The following is an 18,312-nucleotide window of genomic DNA, read 5'->3' on the forward strand; positions in this document are numbered from 1 at the left end:
GGGGCGAGCTCCTATAGAAGATACCCAGCCGCGATAGTCGAATTCGACGTGTTTGCGTCAACCGGGCCGTCGAGAACGACTAGGTCACCGGCAGGCAGCAATCTGGCTGCAAATCGCCGAAAAGTTTGACAGTCTCCGTTGCTGTGTTAGCCTTTCCCACCATGTCCGCGAACCGTTCCGCCGAGATCCGCCATGAACTGGCGTTGATCGCTATTGGCGCGCTTGCGGTTTCCGACATTGCGTGTTGTCGCTAACTCTTTGAACGCTGCTTCCCGGGCCCGACAAGTGTCGGCGTAGCCCTCGGGCGTTAGCTTCTCTGCCTCGCTTCGGCGAGATTCCTCGCTGGTCCCCGCGCACGCCGCTGCGCGTAGTGGGCTCGGCATTCCTCCCGCCAGGAGTCCCTGTGCGGGTCCGTTCGGAAGGACTGGAAATGAATAGTTTTGTGCTGCAACGGTTGCCGCGAAAAGCCGCGTTGGCTGCCCTCGCCGGCAGTGCGGTGCTGCTGACCGCCTGCGGCGGCGGCGCGAGTGACTCGGCGGCGTCGCCTGACCGGTCCTCCGGCGCATCCGCGGAAACGTTGAGCCTGTTCGCGTATTCGGTGGTGAAGCCGGGCTTCGACGCGGTTGCCCCCGCGTTTGCGCAGACCGCAGCCGGTAAGGGAATCACCGTGCAAGGCTCCTACGGACCCTCCGGTGATCAGTCGCGCAAGGTTGCCAGCGGTGCGCCAGCCGACGTGGTCAACTTCTCCGTCGAACCGGACGTCACTCGCCTGGTCAGCGCCGGGCTTGTCGACGCGGATTGGAACAGCAACGCCGACAAGGGAATCCCGTTCGGCTCGGTGGTGAGCATCGTGGTCCGCAAGGGCAATCCGAAGCACATCCACAGCTGGGACGACCTGCTCGCGCCGGGCGTGCAAGTGGTCACGCCGAATCCGTTCAGTTCCGGATCCGCCAAGTGGAACCTGTTGGCGCCGTATGCCGCACGTAGCGAGGGCGGCAAAAATCCGCAGGCTGGGCTCGACTACATTCACGCCCTCGTCGGTGACCACGTGAAGGTGCAACCGAAGTCCGGGCGCGAAGCCAGCGAGACGTTCCTGCAGGGAACCGGTGACGTGCTGCTGAGCTACGAGGACGAGGCGCTCGCGCTCGAACGCAGCGGTGCGGCAGTCGAACACATCGTTCCGGAGCAGACCTTCAAGATCGAGAATCCGGTCGCCGTGGTCAAGACCAGCAAGCACCTCGACAAGGCCACCGCGTTCCGGGACTACCTGTTCACCCCCGACGCGCAACGGCTTTGGGCCAAGGCCGGATTCCGTCCGGTCGACGGCAGCGTCGCCAAGGAATTCGCGAGTGAGTTCCCGGCCCCGAAGAAGCTGTGGACGATCGCCGACCTCGGTGGCTGGGCACGCGTCGACAAGCAACTCTTCACGCCCAACACCGGATCCATCGCCGTCATCTACGACACCGCGACCAAGTAGTCACGTCCATACCCAACCGATGAGGAAACGACCCATGAACACTCGCACCCTGCGCACCTCGGGCGCGCTCTCCGTCTTGACCGTCGCCGCACTCGGCGCCGCCGTCGCACCTGCCGCCGCTGACCCGGCGCCCGCACCGGACCCGGTGGCCGCCGCGAACAGCGTGGTCGCTCCCGCCGCGGGCCAACTCAACGCACTGCTCGAGCCGGTGCTCAGTCTGGTCGGCGCGCCGAGCCCGACTGGCGCCCCGGTGGTCAAGCAGGCGGCGGCGGTTGCCACCGTGCCAGGCACCAATCCGGCCGACGCGCCCGACCCGCGCTTCAAGACCTGGAGCGATCGTGAGCAGTGGGAATTCACCCGGATGAAGGACACCGTCGCCACCGGTGCGACCGCCGGTGCCGCCGGAGGTGCCGTCGCGGCGGGCGCCACCGGTTGCGTGCTCGGTGCCGTGACCGCCGGCGTCGCCACCGCGCCGCTGCTGGCCTTGCTGGGTGCCGGTCCGCTGGCCGGCTGCGTCGCCGGCGCTGCGCTGCTGGCCCCGGTCGGCGCCATCGGCGGAGCCGTTGTGGTGGGCGCTCCGACGGCCGCCATCGCGATCGGTAACTACGTCTACCAATCGCAGATCAAGCCGTTCACCCCGCCGCCGGCCGCCAAGTAGGAACTTGTGGACCCGGTCATGATCGATGTTTAGCGCCATTTGCGACGGGTAGTCGAGGGACGCAAGCAACCCCGACAAGGGAGGAAGATCAAGTGGCCCAGGAAAACACCGGACCAAAAGAAGGCGTCAAGGGCGTCGTTGAAGACGTCAAGGGCAAGGCCAAGGAGGCTGCCGGATCGGTTCTCGGCAGGGACGACCTGGCTCGAGAAGGCGAAGCCCAGCAAGACAAGGCCGAAGAACAGCGCGAGGTCGCCAAGCGTGAAGCTCAGGCGGAAGCGGCCCGCGGCGAGGCCAAGGAAGCTGAGGAGCGGCAGCAGTCGCATCAGAACTAGCAACCTCGCGATGGGGCCGGCACTTTCGGGTGCCGGTCCCATCTTGGTTTTGGGTCAGTTGTTCAGTTCATAAACCGCGTAGGCCGATTTCACTACCGGCGCCGCGACATTACGCACCGGGATCCCGCCCGCAGTTTCACCGTGTTCGGTACCGGCGTGAGCGTGACCGTGCAGCGCGAGGTCCGCGCCGATCTCGTCGATCGGCTCGCCCAACAGGTAAGAACCCAGAAAGGCAAATATTTCCGGGGGTTCGCCCGCCAAGGTGTCGCTGGTGGGTGCGTAGTGCGTGAGAACGACCGTCACGTCGGTGGTCAACGTCGCCAACGCCTTTCGGAGTTGGTCGGCGATTTCTACGGTATGGCCGACGAAGTCTTTCATCTGGCGCTCGCCGAACATACTGGCGCAGGCGCCGGCGAAGCCGCCGCCAAACCCCTTGACTCCGGCCACGCCCAGCGTGGTGCCGTCGATGTTCACCGTGGTCGAATTGCCCTCGAGCATGATTAAACCGGCGTCGTTGAGTAGCTGCAGAATTCGATTCTGCTGATCGCTGTGATAGTCGTGATTGCCCAATACACCGATGACCGGCACGTCGAGATCGGCGAGTTCGCCCGCCACTACCCGTGCCTCGGCCAACGTGCCGTGCCTCGTCAGATCGCCGGCCACCAGCAGCACGTCGGCGTGTTCACCGATATCCAGCAGGGCGGGACGCAGTTCGCCGCTCGAGTCCGCCCCGAGGTGGATGTCGCCGATTGCCGCGATTCGCATCAGCGCACCTCCTCCGGACGGCCCGGATGGGTGCAGTCGAGGACGTGGAGATCCTCGTGTACCGGTAGCGTCCCGGCGTGCTCGCGGATGATCGCCTGGATGTCTTTGCGGCGCTGAGCGTTCGAGACCTCGCCGGTCACATGCAGAACTCCGTCCCGCACCGTTACCTGGACGGCCGGTTCGGCCGTGCGCGGATCCTCGGCAATGGCACGGTGTAGATGGGCGGCCACATACTGCGGCCTGGTGCCGCTCGCGGCCGCCACTTCGGAGTTCGGCACCGCGATGCCGAGATCCGTCACCAGACCCAAAAAGGCACGGGCGTAGGGCGATTCGGCAGTGGCTTCGCGAACCTTCGCCCAGTCGACCTGTTCGCGCAAGGCGCGGGCAATCTGCAGCAGGGCAGTGAAGTCGAGTCGATGGTTATCGAGAACCAGCAACTTGTCGACCATCAGATCGGTGCCGGTGATCACCAGCGCTGTCGTTGTGCCCACGCGCATTTCATCGCAGCGGTCGAGCAATTCATCGGTGATCGGGCGATCGTTCGGCCGAAAGATCAGGTCCACCAGGGTGTCCCCGTCGTAAACCTTGCGCAGCCAGTTCTCCGGTGGCTGGGCGGCCCGCAGCCCGGCGGCTACCAGCGCGGACGCCGCGGTGGCAACATCGGACGGTTTGATGAAGATGTCGACGTCGTGATCGGTCGGCGGACCGCCGCGTGCATAGGCCGCGCAGCCGCCGGCCACAGCGAACCGAATGTCGGTGGTGGCCAACACGTTGCACACCTTGGTCAAGGTGTGCAGCAGCCGGTCGATGGTACTCATACCATTAGGAGGCCTTCGCGTGGCGTCCTTCCGCGAACTCCTCCACGATCTTGGCGCAGAAAGCGGGCAGGTCGCCGGGGTTGCGGCTGGACACCAGGCCGTTGTCGGTGACCACCTCTTCGTCCACGACATTGCCGCCCGCGTTGCGAATATCGGTGCGGACGCTCGGGTAAGACGTCAGGGTGCGCCCGCGCACCACGTCGGCCTCCACGAGAGTCCAGGGGCCGTGGCAGATGACGCCGACTGGTTTGCCGCTGTCGACGAATCGCTTGACGAACTGCACGGCTGCGCTGTTCTGGCGCAGCTTGTCCGGGTTGGTGGTGCCACCGGGCAGGATGAGCGCGTCGAAGTCGTTGGGGGAGACGTCGTCCACTACCGCGTCGACCGGGAAAGTGTCGCCCTTCTCCGTGTCGTGGTTCATCGCCTGGATGGAACCGGATTCCAGGGAAACCAGAGTGGTTTGCGCACCCGCGTTTTCCACCGCTTCCCGCGGCTTGGTCAACTCCACCTGCTCAACGCCGTTGGTAGCGAGAATGGCGATCTTGCGGCCGCGGAGGGTGGTTTCGGAAGTCATCAGTCGTCCTTTCCGTTCGGGTATGGGTTAGCTGGTTGTCCGAGCGGCCTCGTTGCCGGGCCCTCCAGCACGTCGCCGTCGGGGGTGAATCGCGAACCGTGCAACGGGCAGTCCCAGCTGCATTCGGCGTCGTTCCATCGCAGTACCCCGTACAGGTGCGGGCACACAGCGGAGACCGCTCGCGTGGTGCCGTTCACGGTGCTTACGCCGACGGGGCGCAGCCCGTGTCGCTCGACGCGCCCGGCGCCTTCGGCGGGTGGGGCCGACGAGTTGCGCAGCGCCGCGCGTAGCCAGCCCCCGGCCATTGCCACGGCGACCTCACCGTTGAGCTTGGCGGCCGTGGTCGCGCCGCCGATTTCCGCGGGCGTCCACGCCTCGTACGCCCGCGACCATGGCATGACACCCCCGAGGATGCGACCGGTCAGTGCGAGCGCCGCGGCGACCGCGTTCGTCATGCCCCACTTGTTGTAGCCGGTGGCAACGAGAATGCGGTTGGCGCCCGGCAAGATTGGTCCGACGTAGGGCAGGCCGTCCGCGGGTGCGTAATCCTGAGCGGCCCACGAGTGGGTGAGCTGGGCACCTGGAAAGTGTTGCTGCGTCCAGTCAATCAGCTCAACCACTTTGTCCTTGGTGGACTCGGCGCGGCCGACCGAATGCCCGTTCCCGCCGACGAGCAGGGCGTCGCCGGAATCAGTCGGGGCATAACGCAACGAGCGGGTCGGCGACTCGGCCGACAAGTACATGCCTCGGGGAATGCTTCCGGGCACCTGAAAGGCCAAGGCGTAGGAGCGATTCGGATGCAATCGCGCGAAGTAGCCGCCCCGGTCGAGAATAGGAGTGCCGGTGGCCAGAATTACCGCGTCGCAACGGATATCGCCGGACTCGGACTGCACTACCCGTTCGCCGAGGTGGTGGCGGACCGAGCAGTCGCCGTGGACACCGGTGACGCGGGTGTGTTCGAAGATCGCCACACCGCGACGTTGCGCCTCCTCGACCAGGGCATTGAGCGCGTCGACGGGATCGAATTGGGCTTGATCGTCGAGGCGGACAGCGCCAAATGTTCGAAACGGCAATTCATCCGGTTGCGCTTCCCATTGCGCGTCCAGACCGGCGCGGCGACAGTGTTCCAATTCGGCGCGGACCTGCTCGACGCCGTCGGGACTTTGGGCATAGGTGTAAGCAGACTCGTGCTGCACGTCCACGCCGTTGTCCGCACAGAATCGAAGCAGCCACTGCTGGCCTTCCAGGTTGGCCTCGACGTACTTGGCGACCTTGTCTGCCGAATGGCGCCCGGCAATCGTGGACAGTTGGGTGCCTTGCAACAGGCTGATCTTGCCGGTTGTGTTGCCGGTCGCCCCGGCTCCGATCGTTCGTGCTTCCACGAGCCCCACCTGGGCCCCACCGCGCGCCAGCAGTACCGCGGCCACCAAGCCGGTGAGCCCGCCACCGACGACGACGACATCGAAGCGCAAGTCCGGCGGCAGCGATGGGTGCGCCGCGGTGGTTGCGTTGTCCAGCCACAGAGACGTCACGAGGGTGAGGGTGCCCGCTGCGTCGGGTGACAAAACCAGCCGCGCGGATATCCCCACGTAAATGCGGGTACTACCACCTCCGGCCGATCGAGTCTTCGCAGGAGGTTGCCAATGCGACTGCGGCGCAGCCGCCCCTATGGGCCCGGGATCAAACGGGTCCGGCGCGGACGCGGGTTCAGCTATGTGGCCGCGGACGGCACGCGACTCACCGACGAGAATGCGCTCGACCGCATCCGCGCGCTGGTCATCCCGCCGGCGTGGCGAAAGGTATGGATCTGCCCGTACCGCAACGGCCATATCCAGGCGGTCGGCGTCGATGCCGCCGGGCGGCGCCAGTACCTCTACCACGAACAGTGGCGCAACGAACGCGACGAGGAGAAGTTCGACCGAGTGCTCGTGATGGCCGCCAACCTGCCGCGGTTGCGCAGTCAGGTGCGTGCCGACCTCACGCAGTCCGGCCTCGGACAGGAGCGCATCACCGCGGCCGCGCTGCGCCTGTTGGACCGGGGCGTGTTTCGGGTGGGCGGCGAGGAGTACGCCGAGGAACACGGGACTCGCGGTGTGGCAACGCTATTGCGCGAACAGGTCACGGTATCCGGAAACGAGATGTTGTTCGACTATCTGGCCAAGGGGAGTATTCGGCGCCGGGTGCGGATCTACGACCCCGAACTTGCGCGCGTGATCCGCGCCCTGCAGCGCAGTCGTAGCCCATCTGATCGGCTACTGGCCTACCGAAACGGCAACGGCTACCGGGAACTGCATGCTGACGACATCAACTGCCGGTTCAAAGAGCTCGCTGGAACTGATTGCACCGCAAAAGATTTACGAACATGGCAGGCGACGGTTCTGGCTGCGGCCGCATTCGGCGCGGAGGCGACCGACGTCGAGGGTATCCGCAACCACAAGCGGGTGGAGAAGAAGGTGATCGCCGGGGTGGCGGAGGCGCTGGGCAACACCCCGGCAGTGGCGCGCGGCTCTTACATCGATCCGCGCGTGATCGAGGCTTACGAGGCCGGGGAGACGATCGCCGCCGCGCTTCGCCGGGCCCAACGTGCCGACAGCGACGACGATCAGCAACAGATTGTCGACAAAGCGGTGGTTCGTTTGCTACGAAAAAGGTCCCGGCAGCAACCAAAGGTGATCAACGAGAAGGGGTGAGGTAAGCCATGACCGAACCGCTCGGACCAGACGACTCGCCGATTGAAGACGTGCTCGAGCAGAAGCAGTCCGTTGCTGAGGAAGAAGAGGTTGCGCAGCCGTCGAGCGTGCCGCTGGACGCCGACCCGGCAGACGTCTGGGAGCAGAGCTTCGAAGTAGATCTCGATGACGAGGAGATGCGCGACTAAGGCGCGTTTGCGTTTGTCGCAGGCGGGTAACGCTGTCTCCACTAGGTCTCGCGGCCGCGTCGAGAGGAGACAGCGTGACAACACCAGCCGACACGCTGCTGCCAGCTGTGCTGCTACGCATTCCCACTGTGTATCGCCCGCAGGAAGATACGCGGTTGCTTGCCGCCGCGCTGGCCGAGGCTTCGATGCCCGCCGGTGCGCGCGTGCTCGATCTTTGTACGGGCACCGGGGCGTTGGCGCTATGTGCGGCGCGACTAGGCGCTGAATCTGTTGCTGCCGTTGATATTTCCCGACGTGCCTGTGGCTGCGCCCGGTTGAACGCGCGGGTGCACCGGCTGCCGGTGGACGCCCACCGTGGCGGACTCGAAAAGGCGCTCGATCTCGCGCCGTTCGACGTCGTGGTGAGCAATCCGCCGTACGTGCCGTGCGGCCGAGCGACCGAGGGTATGCGGTCGCGGCGCTGGGACGCCGGCCCGGACGGGCGATTCTTTATGGACCCGCTGTGCGAGCGTGGGGCCGAGTTACTTCGACCCGGCGGCTTCATGCTAATTGTGCAGTCCGAATTCACCGGCGAAGATCAAACATTGCGCCAGCTCCGCGCGGGCGGGCTCAAGGCCGCTGTCGTGGCGCGTAGCCGAATACCGTTCGGCCCGGTGCTGCGTCGGCGCGCGAGCTATCTGTGCGATCAGGGGTTATGTCAAAGCGATTGTACAAGTGAGGAATTGGTGGTCATTCGTGCAGACAAGCCCAGCCGGCCCCGCTGACCGCGTGGGCAACCGGGTGCGCCCGGTTCCCGGCGGGCCGGTGCTGATCGACGGCCCCGTCGACATCGAACTTCCGGATGGAACGGTGGTGCGCTCGGAGCGCTTCGTGGTGGCATTGTGTGTCTGCCGGCGCAGCAAGTCATACCCGCTGTGCGACACCAGTCATCGCAAGCGGTGCCGAACGGCGAAACAACGTTCAGACAGTGCGGACGGGCAGCAGTGAGCTGACCCCCCGGCGCCAGTGGCCGAGCACGTGGTCGGCGAGTCGCGCTTCAAGCCATTCCGAAGCTTCGATGCCGAAGATCACGTCCGCAGCCAATTCCGGTTCCTGACGCAATAATTCGCCGACCACGTCGTGGCGCAGCACCTGCTCGTGGACCGCGTCGGCCTCGATGTGCTCGGTATAGAAGTGGCGGCATGGTTGCGGACCATCGAGTCGGTCGAGTGCGGCAACAATGCGCTTTGCGCTTGGCGCCGTGGTGATTTCGGCGGCGGCAAACAGTCCGACCAATGCGCCGCGCAGCCCGCGGTGCAGCCCGCACAGCGACATGAAGTTCACGGTGGCCAGCGCTTCCGGTGGGACGCAATCGATATAACCGAGGTAGGTCGCGTCCAGGTCGGCGGCGCGCAGGAGGGCCGCGAACAGCGTGGAATGCATGCGGTCACCGCGGCCGCCGCCGAACTCGTCGAATTCGACGGCGACAAACGCCGCCTTGGCGCCATCGACGAGCCGCGGAATCGCCCAAGCGTGCGGATCCGCCTCCTTGAGGTGATACAGCGACCGGTGGACGAAGAATTCGCGAAGCTGAGCCCACGTGCCATGCTCGGCGAGATAGTGCGACAGGCTGTTCGGTTGATCATCGACCGGCTCGGTGCTGAGCGCGTCGAGTGCGCCGGTGACGTCGGTGCCGCCGCCGGTGTGTCCCCGCAGGTAGTTCAGGAAGCGCTCTTCGAGCACCCCCCGGAACGCCAGCAGTTGCGGATCCCATTCCCAGTCGTCGTCGACCCCGCTGAAGCCGCGATAGTGCAACTCGTAGCAGACGTAGAGCGCCAGCTGCAGATCCCCGCCGAGCGGGTCGGCGTGGGTGATCGGATCGCCGGGGCGCCCGCCTGCCAGGTGCGAATGCGGCTGCGACTGCGCAAGCGTCGAGATCACCGCGTCGGAGACAGGACCGCGCGGCTGAGGCAGTGGGGCAGACATGCGCGCACGAAGCATGCTCACCGGTTACCTCTCTGCGTCTCGGCTGAAACCGGGAGGCGTAGGCGGGGCACTGCTTGCCGGCGTCGGATGTGGGTAAGCGGCACGTATGGAGTCGGAAACCGAACGTGAACCGGAACAGATCCCATACCCGGGCAGCACTGCAGAGATGGATCAACAACCGCGCGACGAAATGCGCGACTATGTCGGCCGCGGGCTTCTCGAAGGCAAGAAGGCGCTTATCACCGGCGGTGACTCGGGGATCGGTCGCGCGGTCGCGGTGGCCTTTGCGAAGGAGGGCGCCGATGTGGCCATCGCGTATCTGTCCGAAGATGACGACGCAAAGCACACCTGCAAACTCGTCACCGCGACCGGGCGCCGCTGCGTTTCCTTCCGCGGTGATCTGGCCAGCGAGCGGCAGTGTCGCCAAGTCGTTCACGACACGGTCGTCGAACTGGGCGCGCTGGACATCCTCGTCAACAATGTGGGCTGTCAGAACCCGGTGCAGGACTTCGCCGAGCTGACGGCGCAGCAGTGGCGCCACACGTTCTCGGTGAACATCGACAGTTACTTTTACTGCACGCAGGCGGCGTTGGAGCAGCTGACCGGCGGCGGCTGCATCATCAACACCGGCTCGATCAACGGGTTACGCGGCAACAAGTCGCTCATCGATTACTCCGCGACCAAGGGCGCCATCAACGCGTTCACCTACTCTTTGGCGCAGTCGTTGCACGAGCGCGGGATCCGAGTCAATTGTGTTGCGCCGGGACCGGTCTGGACGCCGCTCATCCCGGCCACGATGGACGAGGAGAAGGTCGCCAGCTTCGGTGGGCAGGTGCCCTACGGCCGACCGGCGCAGCCCGACGAAATCGCCCCGTCGTACGTCTTCTTCGCGGCCGGTGCGCTCTCGTCGTATTACTCCGGCGAGGTGCTCGCGCCCACCGGGGGCGAAACGCTGCCTGGTTAGTGACAGGGCACTAGCGCCCGCGGGCGCCTGCGATGCTCACTTCGGCCGTCACCGACTAGTACTGGCGGACGGCCGCGCAGGCACTGTCGATGCTGCGGAAGCCGGGGATGTTGCGGTCGATGCGCAGCACTCGGCACAGCCGCAGCAGTTGCATGCCGGCCGCGAGGGCGGCGCGCGCGTGCATGTTGTTGAACTCGAGGCCGACATCGTCGAGCAGCATCAGTCCGCGGGTGTTGATGAAACCGACTCCGCGCAGGTCCAGAACGAGTTCGGTGTTGCGTTCTACCGACTCGGCCAGCGCGGTGGCGAACTGTTCGTCGGTGGACAGATCGATCGTGCCGTTGGCGACCAGGACGGGCGGACGGTCGACGGTCGGTTCCAGGTAGGCGAGCACCAGGCCGGTGGGTTCGAAAGCTGGCGCGAACAGGCGTCGCGGCGCCGGGCCACCCTTCATGGCTTTCGCTATACCCGCGAAACTTCCTGCTCAAGCGGTTGGCGGTAACCCGCACCGAAACGGGTAGCCGGTGGCCATGGATCAGTCCCAAGCGCCCCTACTCGATGCCGTCGCCGAATACCACCGGCGCGGACGCTATGGATTCACCCCGCCCGGACACCGACAGGGTCGTGGCATCGACCAGTCGGTCCGTGACGTTCTGGGGATCGAGCCGTTCCGGATGGACGTCCTGGCGACGAGCGGCATAGATGACCGCCTCGCGCGAAACTCCTGTCTCGTCGATGCCGAGCAACTCATGGCCGATGCGGTCGGCGCCGAGGACGCGTTCTTTTCCACCTGCGGAAGCTCGCTGTCGGTCAAGGCCGCGATGCTGGCGGTCGCCGGCGGTAAGGGTGGCTTACTGCTCGGACGCGACAGCCACAAGTCGGTGGTGGCGGGATTGATCTTCTCCGGCGTGGATCCGAAATGGATTACCCCCCTGTGGGATGCGGAACGTCACCTTGCGCATCCGCCGTCGCCGGAACAGGTGGAGCAGGCCTGGCAGGACAACCCGGACGCCGCTGGCGCTCTGATTGTGAGCCCGACGCATTACGGCACGTGCGCCGACATTGCTGGGATAGCGCACGTGTGTCATCGACGTGGCAAGCCGTTGATCGTGGATGAAGCTTGGGGCGCGCACCTGCCCTTCCATCCCGACTTGCCCACGTGGGCAATGGATGCCGGCGCCGACGTCTGCGTGGTGAGCGTGCACAAGATGGGTGCCGGCTTCGAGCAGGGCTCGGTGTTTCATCGCCAAGGCGACCTGGTGGACTGGCGCCATCTGGCGGCTTGCGCCGACCTGTTGATGACGACAAGCCCGAACGTGATGATGTATGCGGCCATCGACGGCTGGCGGCGTCAGATGGTGCAACATGGCAAGGAACTCCTCGGTGCCGCACTGGAGTTGGCGGACGGCTTGCGCACCGAAATCGACCGAATGCCCGGCCTGCACGTACTGGACGAAGAGCTGCGCGGCAATACCGCCTCGGTCGATCTGGACCGCCTGCAGATCCTCATCGACGTGAGCGAAACCGGCCGCAGCGGCTATCAGTGTGCGGACTGGTTGCGGGAGAACGAATTCATAGACGTCGGTCTGAGTGATCACCGCCGGATCTTGGCCACAATGTCGTTCGCCGACGGTCCCGACACCGGCAAACGGCTGCTGTCGGCGCTGACGAGAATGCGCGAGGCGTTGCCGGACTTGCCACACCCTGCGCCGATGTCCCTGCCCAGCCCGCAGGATCTGCAACTTGAGACGGTGCTGACGCCGCGCGATGCGTTCTTCGGCCCAGCCGAGTTGGTGCCGGCCGCCGACGCCGTCGGTCGGATCTGCGCCGAGCAGTTGACGCCCTACCCGCCCGGAGTCCCGGCGGCGGTCCCCGGGGAGCGGCTCAACGAGGCGGTCATCGAATACCTGCGCACCGGGGTACAGGCGGGGATGGCGATTCCCGACGCGAGCGACCCAAGTCTCGAGCAGATTCGAGTCTCGCGGTGAACTGATGGCTAGGTAGACGTTTCGCGAGTAACCGTCTCCCTAGCCATTGTCTCGCCGGCTCGGTGGCGGGTTTTACCAGCACATTCCCCGGGTAGCCAGCAGCGGTGTGTAGTCCCGTGCAGCTTGCCGAGGCAATCGCCGAGTTGGCCGGTAAGACCGGCCGTACTGTGGCCGTCGCGGAGTCGTTGACGGGCGGCAAGATCGCGAGCTACCTCGCGGCGGCGCCGTCTGCCGGGACATGGTTTCGCGGCGCGGTGGTCGCGTACGCGCGCGATGTGAAGACCTCGGTGCTCGATGTTCCCGACTGCCCCGTGGTGAGCGAAACCTGCGCGCGGCACATGGCCAGCAACGTCGGCAAACTGCTCGGCGCGGATATGGCCCTGGGCGTGACCGGCGAGGGCGGACCCGAACCGCAAGAAGATGTTCCGCCTGGCACCGTGTGGTTCGCGTCGAGCACCCCGTGGGGAATCTTCGCCGAACTGCACGACTACGACGGGGATCCTGGCGAAATCGTGGACTGCGCTGTGGTTCAAGGACTGCGAATACTGATCGACAAGTTGAAGGAGGACCGCGATGCCCAAGACGACGAAGAGCGGCAAGGCTAAGAAGAGCGAGCTACCGAGCACTCTGCAAAAGTCACCGGAGAAGGCGCAGCGGACCTTCGCCAAGGCCCACGATTCCGCGGCCGACGAGTACGGCGAGGGCGAGCGCGCGCACCGGGTCGCCTACAGCGCGCTCAAGCACAGCTTCGAAAAGGTCGGTGACCACTGGGAAGCCAAGGACAAGAAGGGCCCGTCGGATCAGCGCGCCCGCAGCGGCGGCCCGAATGCCAAGGGCGCCAGCGCCGAAGGCGTCAACGCCAACTCGACGAAGAAGCACCTCATGGAAATCGCGCGGCGCCTGGATATTTCGGGTCGCTCGAAGATGAAGAAGGACGAGTTGGTCTCGGCCATCAAGAAGGAGAATCGGCGCCAGTCCGCGCGCAACCGGTGAGTTAATTGTGGTGCGCCCGCAGCCACAGCGGGAAGGCCAACCAGAAGTAGACGAACGCGCTGTCGATCGCCAGCGCCGCAACGACCGCGGCGATCGGGCCGGCGACAAAGTCGAAGATCAGCACGACGACGCCGGTCAGCGCGCCCCCGAGCAGCAGCAGCCCGGCGACGGCAATCCGGTGCGCCGCCGAGACCAATTCCCGCACCTTGTGCTGGCGGAACAGCACGCGATGCATGCCGACCGGGGCGATGATCAAGATCGTTGCGCCGATCGAGCACAGGACAGTCGCCAGGTACACCGCGATGAGCGGCTTGGACAGCTGATCCCAGCGGTTCTGGAACGGCAGCGTGAGGAGGAAGCCGGTGAGCAGTTGCACACCCGTCTCTACGACGCGCAGTTCTTGCAGCAGGCTGGTCCAGTTGCGGTCGAGGCGTTCGGTTTCGGTTTCGCCGCGGGCGTCGCGGTTCCAGCTGTCGTCGCGTTCGGGGTGGTCGATGTCCACGGTTGTATGTTCCCAGACCGACGTCGCGATATCCGCGCAGAACCCACCGCCTTGACATCGATTGACCAGCGCCAGAGACTCGAAGCGAGTACGTAATACCAGCGGTATCGCCAACTTGGTCGGGTGTGGCGGTGAAAGGGGTGCTCACGGTGTCAGAGGTCGCAGTGGAGTCGGCCGCAGCGGAGTCGGAGGTTCGGCGTACTCAGCGCGTACACCGGACCCGGGTGCTGATCGTCGGAACCGGGTTCTCCGGGCTGGGCATGGCCATCGCGCTGAAGAAGGCCGGCCAGCACAACTTCCTCATCGTCGAAAAGGCTGACGACATCGGTGGCACCTGGCGCGAAAACACCTATCCCGGGTGCGCCTGCGACGTGCCTTCGCACATGTACAGCTATTCCTTCGAGCAGAATGCCAACTGGTCGAAGATGTGGTCGGAGCAACCGGAGATCCTCGACTATCTGCGCCGCGTCGTCGACAAGTACGACCTGCGATCCCACATCCATTTCGGCGTCGAAGCCGACGGCGGCGAATGGGACGAACGCACCGCCAAATGGCACGTGGCGACCACCGGCGGCGCCGAGTACGTGGCGCAGTTCGTGGTGTCCGGGATCGGGGCACTGCATATTCCGAACATTCCGCGATTCGCCGGCGTGGAGCGATTCCGTGGTGCCAGTTGGCATTCGGCGCAGTGGAACCACGATTTCGACCTGACGGGCAAGCGGGTCGCCGTCATCGGCACCGGCGCCAGCGCCATCCAGTTGATCCCCGAGATCGTCGACCGGGTCGCCCACCTCGATGTGTACCAACGGACCCCCGCTTGGGTACTGCCGCGCACCAACTTTCCCATCCCGCATCAGCTTCGAGCGTTGTTCCGGCGAGTGCCATTGACCCGAATGGCTTTTCGCGATGGCATCTATTGGGTCTATGAGGCGCTGGGGCTGGGCTTGAACGGTCACGCCAACCTCATGCGCCCGCTCGAGCGAATCGCCGAGCACAACATCGCCCGCGGCATCGACGACCCGGAATTGCGCCGCAAACTGACGCCGCGATATCGCATCGGCTGCAAGCGGATACTCGGTTCCAACGACTATTACCCGGCACTGAACCGACCGAACGTCTCGGTGATCACCGATCCCATAGCGCAATTCACCGAGAATGGGATCGTTACCGCCGATGGCACCGACCGACCCGCCGACGCAGTCATCTACGCCACCGGCTTTCACGTAACCGACGGCTTCCAGAGCATGAACATCGCAGGCATCGGCGGGCGAAAGCTCGTGCAGGAGTGGAACGAACACGGCATCCAGAGCTACTACGGGATCTGCGCGCGGGGCTTTCCCAATGCGTTTTTCCTGCTCGGTCCCAACACCGGCCTCGGGCACAACTCGGTGGTGTTCATGATCGAGCAGCAGATTAAATACGTCATGAAGGCAATGGAATTGGTGGATTCCACCGGAGCCGCCGGGTTGGATGTCCGCACGTCGGCGCAGGACCGGTTCAACTCCGAAATCCAGCACAAGCTCGCCGGTGGCGTCTGGAGCACCGGCGGGTGCACCAGTTGGTATCTGGACTCCAAGGGCGTGAACCGGACCATCTGGCCAGGCTTCACGTGGCAATACTGGCGCCGCACCCGCAAACTCAATCCGGACGACTTCGAGCTGTTGGCGCGCACGCCGTAACGGCAGCTGGGTTACTGCTTGCGTTCGACGGTGATGGTGAACCGCGCCTTGCGCAACCGCTCGGCCAGCGTCTCGCCGAACACGGTGCCCGGAGTCAGTACGCCGGCGAGTTCACTGATCTTGTCGCCGTCCAACGCCAACGCCAGCCCGCACTCGCCCAGCATCACTGCGGTCGCTTTGTAGCCGGGGTCGCCTTGGGCGGCAAACGTGGTCAGGTACTTGGCACCCGATGACGTCTTGGTGAAAGTCTGCATCCTGAACCAGCCGTTGTCGCGGGCGTCCTCGCTGGGTCCCGTGCCGGGCTTGGGCAGCACACGGTCGAGCAGTTGCTTGCCCGGTCCGCGGGCGACCAGCGCGCCGAGAGTGAAGGCGGTGATGATTCCGCCCGTCACGCCGGCGGCAATCACCGGTGAGAGCAGCGAATTGCCCACGCTCATCACCTCGCGGTAGCGAAAGTTCTTGCCGTACGCCCAGCCCAGCAGCGCGTTGCTGCGCCGCACCACCCGAGTGTTGTAGGACGCCATCACAAAGCTGGTGACCCAGCCACGCAGGCTCGGGTCGATGGAGTCGGCGCGCTGCAGCGCGAAATCCGACTGCCGGCCCAAGTCGGGCTCTTGACTGCGGTCGGGGCTGAGCGAGTAGGGGCTGCCCGCCACCTTGCGCAGCGATGGATCTTCGGCCAGCGCCTCCATCTGCGCCCGCGCAGAGTCGATGGTTCCGCCGCTCACTCCGCCACGCAACGAGGCGACGAGCGTCGTCTCCTCCAACTCGCCCGTATTGTCCTGCAGCGACTTCAGATACGTCAGGTATACGCTGAGATCCGAAGGCACCGAGTCGAACCCGCACGAGTTGACGATCTTCGCGCCGGTTTGAACAGCCACCGAATGGAACTGGTCGATGCAGTCGCGCACGAACAGTGTCTCGCCGGTCAGATCTGCATAGTGGGTGCCGTTCTCTGCGCAGGCGCGGACCATCGCCAGTCCGTACCGGGCGTATGGTCCGACGGTGGTTACCACGACCCGGGTGCGCTTGGCCATCGCATCAAGCGCCGCTTGATCATTCGAGTCGGCGACAATGACGTCCCAGTTCGCCGCCGGGCCGGGCAAGTCTTCGCGGACAGCTTTGAGCTTGTCCAAAGACCTTCCGGCCAAGGCGATTCGGGCCGTCGGCGCGTTCTTCGCGAGGTACTGGGCGGTGAGCTTGCCGACGAATCCGGTGGCTCCGTAGAGCACCAGGTCGAACTCGCGCTTGTCAGCCATGTTGCCTCCAGTCGGTTGTCGTCGCGCGCCGGGATTCAGCGTTTGCGGACGATGTGATGGTCACGTTGCCACTGCTCGTTCAGTCTGCCCAATTCGGTCGCCGGTGGCTCGTCGAAGATCCACTCGCGAGCGATGCGGTGCCAGTTGCCGGTTGCTTCGATCTGCCCGAGCACACCGAACGTCAAGAACTCGGCCCGGCGGGAAAACAGATGTTCCGGCGGCAGGTTTTGGTGTTTCATGCCGCGGAACTCCGACGCCCGCGGATCGATGGCCAACAGGAAGGCGCCGGTTGCCAATTCGGGCGTGATGCGTAACTCCTCGTCCACCAGGCTCCATTGCGATGCCGCGTAGACGTAGTCGAGGCACTCCTCGGTGGTGACCGCGACATCCGGATTGATCACGCCGCGGCCGAGCATCAGCTGATAGAGGTCCTCGCCGCGCTCCTCGGCGGCGGCGCGCAGACAGTCGATTTCGAAGCGCACATGGTCGGCGTGCATCCGGTTGAACAGCCCGAAGTCGATGAAGCAGACCCGACCGTCCGCGCCTAACAAGATGTTTCCTGGATGCGGGTCGCCACAGAACTCGTGGTAGTCGAACAGCGACGCGACGTAGAAGCGGAAGATGATCTCGCCGATGCGATTACGTTCGGCGTCGGGCAGCGTGCGAATGGTGTCGAATCCGGCGCCCTCGAAGTATTCGGTGACCAGGACGCGGCGACTGCACAGTTCGGGAATGCTGTCCGGGATCACGATGAACGGGTGGTCGCGGAACAGTTCGGCGACCTGGCGCTGGTTCTCCGCCTCGGCGTGATAGTCGAGTTCGCTTTCCAAGTTGCTGCGCAGTTCGTCGAGCAGGGCCGGAGTGATGGCTGGCAGGAACGATTGCAGCAGCTTCTGAAACATCGCGATGTTGCGCAGGTCCGCGCGCACCGCCGCGTCGATGCCCGGATACTGCACCTTGACCGCGACCTGGCGGCCGTCGGTGAGCCGGGCTCGGTACACCTGACCGATCGACGCCGAGCCGATCGCTTTCTCGTCGAACTCGGCGAAAAGCTTGTCCAGCGGCGCGCCGAGATCCTCCTCGATCACCGCGCGCATGCCGGCAAAGGACACCGACGGGGCGCTGTCGCGCAGTTGGGCCAACCGGTAGCGGAACACGTCGCGGTGCTCGGGCGGCACCAACTCCAGATCCAGCACCGACAGCATTTGGCCCAGCTTCATCGCCACGCCCTTCATGCCGCCGAGCACCCGCACCAGCGACTCGGCGTTGCGCACCGCTGACTCCTGCGACAGCTTCTCGCGCGCCTCCTCCGAACGCAGCCGCATAGCCATCCGGGCGCGCTGGCTGCGCAGCATCTGTCCGGCGACCGCGACGCCCAGTTTTGAACCGCGGCTCAGCCGTGACGTCGGGACGCCTTTGCTCGCGCTGCCGGTGCTTTCGGTCATCGGTGAGTCACCACT

22 protein-coding genes are annotated in these 18,312 nt (G+C 65.2%); 13 read left to right on the plus strand and 9 right to left on the minus strand.

Annotation, left to right across the window (positions count from 1 at the left end; genetic code table 11):
- The first annotated feature begins 161 nt into the window (after positions 1–161).
- From FOS14_RS25500 to FOS14_RS12055, 4 genes are all read left to right on the plus strand, one after another.
- Complete coding sequence (locus FOS14_RS25500; protein WP_370512218.1) at positions 162–254, plus strand: Ms4533A family Cys-rich leader peptide; 93 nt, start codon at positions 162–164, stop codon at positions 252–254.
- 176 nt (positions 255–430) lie between these two features.
- A complete protein-coding gene (locus FOS14_RS12045; protein ID WP_143770811.1) occupies positions 431–1,477 on the plus strand; it encodes a sulfate ABC transporter substrate-binding protein in 1,047 nt (348 codons plus the stop codon).
- 34 nt (positions 1,478–1,511) lie between these two features.
- The gene (locus tag FOS14_RS12050; RefSeq protein WP_143770813.1) at positions 1,512–2,135 is read left to right on the plus strand and encodes a hypothetical protein; all 624 of its coding nucleotides are present in this window, start codon (positions 1,512–1,514) and stop codon (positions 2,133–2,135) included.
- Between the two features lie 92 nt (positions 2,136–2,227).
- Positions 2,228–2,467 (plus strand): CsbD family protein, encoded by a 240-nt coding sequence (locus FOS14_RS12055; RefSeq protein WP_143770815.1) that lies wholly within the window; start codon positions 2,228–2,230, stop codon positions 2,465–2,467.
- Positions 2,468–2,521: 54 nt separating this feature from the next.
- Here FOS14_RS12055 and FOS14_RS12060 read toward each other — a convergent pair whose 3' ends face one another.
- From FOS14_RS12060 to FOS14_RS12075, 4 genes are read right to left on the minus strand one after another with little or no spacing between them, the layout of a single operon-like run.
- A complete protein-coding gene (locus FOS14_RS12060) occupies positions 2,522–3,235 on the minus strand; it encodes a metallophosphoesterase (RefSeq protein ID WP_221936704.1) in 714 nt (237 codons plus the stop codon).
- Positions 3,232–4,050, minus strand: a complete 819-nt coding sequence (locus tag FOS14_RS12065; RefSeq protein ID WP_143770818.1) for a BON domain-containing protein — start codon at positions 4,048–4,050, stop codon at positions 3,232–3,234. Before FOS14_RS12065 ends, FOS14_RS12060 begins: the two co-directional genes overlap by 4 nt.
- 4 nt (positions 4,051–4,054) lie before the next feature.
- A complete protein-coding gene (locus FOS14_RS12070; RefSeq protein ID WP_143770820.1) occupies positions 4,055–4,624 on the minus strand; it encodes a type 1 glutamine amidotransferase domain-containing protein in 570 nt (189 codons plus the stop codon).
- Positions 4,624–6,156: an FAD-dependent oxidoreductase gene (locus FOS14_RS12075; RefSeq protein WP_143770822.1), complete on the minus strand. Its 1,533-nt coding sequence runs from the start codon at positions 6,154–6,156 to the stop codon at positions 4,624–4,626. The genes FOS14_RS12070 and FOS14_RS12075 overlap by 1 nt, the downstream gene beginning before the upstream one ends.
- A 111-nt stretch (positions 6,157–6,267) precedes the next feature.
- On the opposite strand from FOS14_RS12075, the gene FOS14_RS12080 reads away from it, so the two are divergent.
- The 4 genes from FOS14_RS12080 to FOS14_RS12095 all read left to right on the plus strand — a co-directional run bounded on the left by FOS14_RS12080 (position 6,268) and on the right by FOS14_RS12095 (position 8,489).
- Positions 6,268–7,314 carry a DNA topoisomerase IB gene (locus FOS14_RS12080; protein WP_143770824.1) on the plus strand — a complete coding sequence of 349 codons (1,047 nt, stop codon included), beginning with the start codon at positions 6,268–6,270 and terminating at the stop codon, positions 7,312–7,314.
- Positions 7,315–7,322: 8 nt separating this feature from the next.
- Positions 7,323–7,502, plus strand: coding sequence for a hypothetical protein (locus tag FOS14_RS12085; protein ID WP_143770826.1), 180 nt, complete (start codon positions 7,323–7,325; stop codon positions 7,500–7,502).
- A 128-nt stretch (positions 7,503–7,630) separates the two neighbouring features.
- Positions 7,631–8,266, plus strand: coding sequence for a HemK2/MTQ2 family protein methyltransferase (locus FOS14_RS12090; protein WP_143770986.1), 636 nt, complete (start codon positions 7,631–7,633; stop codon positions 8,264–8,266).
- Between the two features lie 40 nt (positions 8,267–8,306).
- Complete coding sequence (locus FOS14_RS12095; RefSeq protein WP_370512222.1) at positions 8,307–8,489, plus strand: CDGSH iron-sulfur domain-containing protein; 183 nt, start codon at positions 8,307–8,309, stop codon at positions 8,487–8,489.
- On the opposite strand, the gene FOS14_RS12100 is transcribed toward FOS14_RS12095, so the two are convergent.
- The gene (locus tag FOS14_RS12100) at positions 8,463–9,467 is read right to left on the minus strand and encodes an iron-containing redox enzyme family protein (RefSeq protein WP_255450271.1); all 1,005 of its coding nucleotides are present in this window, start codon (positions 9,465–9,467) and stop codon (positions 8,463–8,465) included. The two genes, FOS14_RS12095 and FOS14_RS12100, sit on opposite strands and share 27 nt — an antisense overlap.
- Positions 9,468–9,573: 106 nt before the next feature.
- On the opposite strand from FOS14_RS12100, the gene FOS14_RS12105 reads away from it, so the two are divergent.
- Positions 9,574–10,431, plus strand: a complete 858-nt coding sequence (locus tag FOS14_RS12105; protein WP_143770828.1) for an SDR family oxidoreductase — start codon at positions 9,574–9,576, stop codon at positions 10,429–10,431.
- A 55-nt stretch (positions 10,432–10,486) separates the two neighbouring features.
- Here the strand turns inward: FOS14_RS12105 and FOS14_RS12110 are convergent, their stop codons facing one another.
- Positions 10,487–10,885, minus strand: coding sequence for an STAS domain-containing protein (locus FOS14_RS12110; RefSeq protein WP_143770829.1), 399 nt, complete (start codon positions 10,883–10,885; stop codon positions 10,487–10,489).
- A gap of 76 nt (positions 10,886–10,961) precedes the next feature.
- On the opposite strand from FOS14_RS12110, the gene FOS14_RS12115 reads away from it, so the two are divergent.
- From FOS14_RS12115 to FOS14_RS12125, 3 genes are all read left to right on the plus strand, one after another.
- Positions 10,962–12,419: an aminotransferase class I/II-fold pyridoxal phosphate-dependent enzyme gene (locus tag FOS14_RS12115; protein ID WP_143770831.1), complete on the plus strand. Its 1,458-nt coding sequence runs from the start codon at positions 10,962–10,964 to the stop codon at positions 12,417–12,419.
- A gap of 104 nt (positions 12,420–12,523) precedes the next feature.
- Positions 12,524–13,024 (plus strand): CinA family protein, encoded by a 501-nt coding sequence (locus tag FOS14_RS12120; protein ID WP_143770833.1) that lies wholly within the window; start codon positions 12,524–12,526, stop codon positions 13,022–13,024.
- Complete coding sequence (locus FOS14_RS12125; protein WP_143770835.1) at positions 12,993–13,412, plus strand: ChaB family protein; 420 nt, start codon at positions 12,993–12,995, stop codon at positions 13,410–13,412. Before FOS14_RS12120 ends, FOS14_RS12125 begins: the two co-directional genes overlap by 32 nt.
- 1 nt (position 13,413) lies before the next feature.
- Here the strand turns inward: FOS14_RS12125 and FOS14_RS12130 are convergent, their stop codons facing one another.
- Complete coding sequence (locus FOS14_RS12130) at positions 13,414–13,914, minus strand: DUF6328 family protein (protein ID WP_143770838.1); 501 nt, start codon at positions 13,912–13,914, stop codon at positions 13,414–13,416.
- 149 nt (positions 13,915–14,063) lie between these two features.
- Between FOS14_RS12130 and FOS14_RS12135 the strand changes: the two genes are divergently transcribed.
- Positions 14,064–15,593 (plus strand): flavin-containing monooxygenase, encoded by a 1,530-nt coding sequence (locus tag FOS14_RS12135; RefSeq protein WP_370512219.1) that lies wholly within the window; start codon positions 14,064–14,066, stop codon positions 15,591–15,593.
- Positions 15,594–15,604: 11 nt separating this feature from the next.
- On the opposite strand, the gene FOS14_RS12140 is transcribed toward FOS14_RS12135, so the two are convergent.
- Both FOS14_RS12140 and FOS14_RS12145 read right to left on the minus strand, forming a co-directional pair.
- A complete protein-coding gene (locus FOS14_RS12140) occupies positions 15,605–16,852 on the minus strand; it encodes a trans-acting enoyl reductase family protein (RefSeq protein ID WP_143770840.1) in 1,248 nt (415 codons plus the stop codon).
- A gap of 35 nt (positions 16,853–16,887) precedes the next feature.
- A complete protein-coding gene (locus FOS14_RS12145) occupies positions 16,888–18,297 on the minus strand; it encodes an AarF/ABC1/UbiB kinase family protein (RefSeq protein ID WP_143770842.1) in 1,410 nt (469 codons plus the stop codon).
- Positions 18,298–18,312: the final 15 nt, after the last annotated feature.

The organism is Skermania sp. ID1734, from assembly GCF_007489285.1.
In the GTDB taxonomy this organism is placed as follows: domain Bacteria; phylum Actinomycetota; class Actinomycetes; order Mycobacteriales; family Mycobacteriaceae; genus ID1734.

What these genes read in the sequence shown, in the direction of transcription:
- FOS14_RS12140 (WP_143770840.1), bottom strand. Translation starts at nt 16,852, where the DNA reads ATGGCTGACAAGCGCGAGTTCGACCTGGTGCTCTACGGAGCCACCGGA.
- FOS14_RS12125 (WP_143770835.1), top strand. Translation starts at nt 12,993, where the DNA reads ATGCCCAAGACGACGAAGAGCGGCAAGGCTAAGAAGAGCGAGCTACCG.
- FOS14_RS12145 (WP_143770842.1), bottom strand. Translation starts at nt 18,297, where the DNA reads ATGACCGAAAGCACCGGCAGCGCGAGCAAAGGCGTCCCGACGTCACGG.
- FOS14_RS12115 (WP_143770831.1), top strand. Translation starts at nt 10,962, where the DNA reads ATGGATCAGTCCCAAGCGCCCCTACTCGATGCCGTCGCCGAATACCAC.
- FOS14_RS12065 (WP_143770818.1), bottom strand. Translation starts at nt 4,050, where the DNA reads ATGAGTACCATCGACCGGCTGCTGCACACCTTGACCAAGGTGTGCAAC.
- FOS14_RS12045 (WP_143770811.1), top strand. Translation starts at nt 431, where the DNA reads ATGAATAGTTTTGTGCTGCAACGGTTGCCGCGAAAAGCCGCGTTGGCT.
- FOS14_RS12050 (WP_143770813.1), top strand. Translation starts at nt 1,512, where the DNA reads ATGAACACTCGCACCCTGCGCACCTCGGGCGCGCTCTCCGTCTTGACC.
- FOS14_RS12110 (WP_143770829.1), bottom strand. Translation starts at nt 10,885, where the DNA reads ATGAAGGGTGGCCCGGCGCCGCGACGCCTGTTCGCGCCAGCTTTCGAA.
- FOS14_RS12105 (WP_143770828.1), top strand. Translation starts at nt 9,574, where the DNA reads ATGGAGTCGGAAACCGAACGTGAACCGGAACAGATCCCATACCCGGGC.
- FOS14_RS12080 (WP_143770824.1), top strand. Translation starts at nt 6,268, where the DNA reads ATGCGACTGCGGCGCAGCCGCCCCTATGGGCCCGGGATCAAACGGGTC.
- FOS14_RS25500 (WP_370512218.1), top strand. Translation starts at nt 162, where the DNA reads ATGTCCGCGAACCGTTCCGCCGAGATCCGCCATGAACTGGCGTTGATC.
- FOS14_RS12070 (WP_143770820.1), bottom strand. Translation starts at nt 4,624, where the DNA reads ATGACTTCCGAAACCACCCTCCGCGGCCGCAAGATCGCCATTCTCGCT.
- FOS14_RS12085 (WP_143770826.1), top strand. Translation starts at nt 7,323, where the DNA reads ATGACCGAACCGCTCGGACCAGACGACTCGCCGATTGAAGACGTGCTC.
- FOS14_RS12100 (WP_255450271.1), bottom strand. Translation starts at nt 9,467, where the DNA reads ATGTCTGCCCCACTGCCTCAGCCGCGCGGTCCTGTCTCCGACGCGGTG.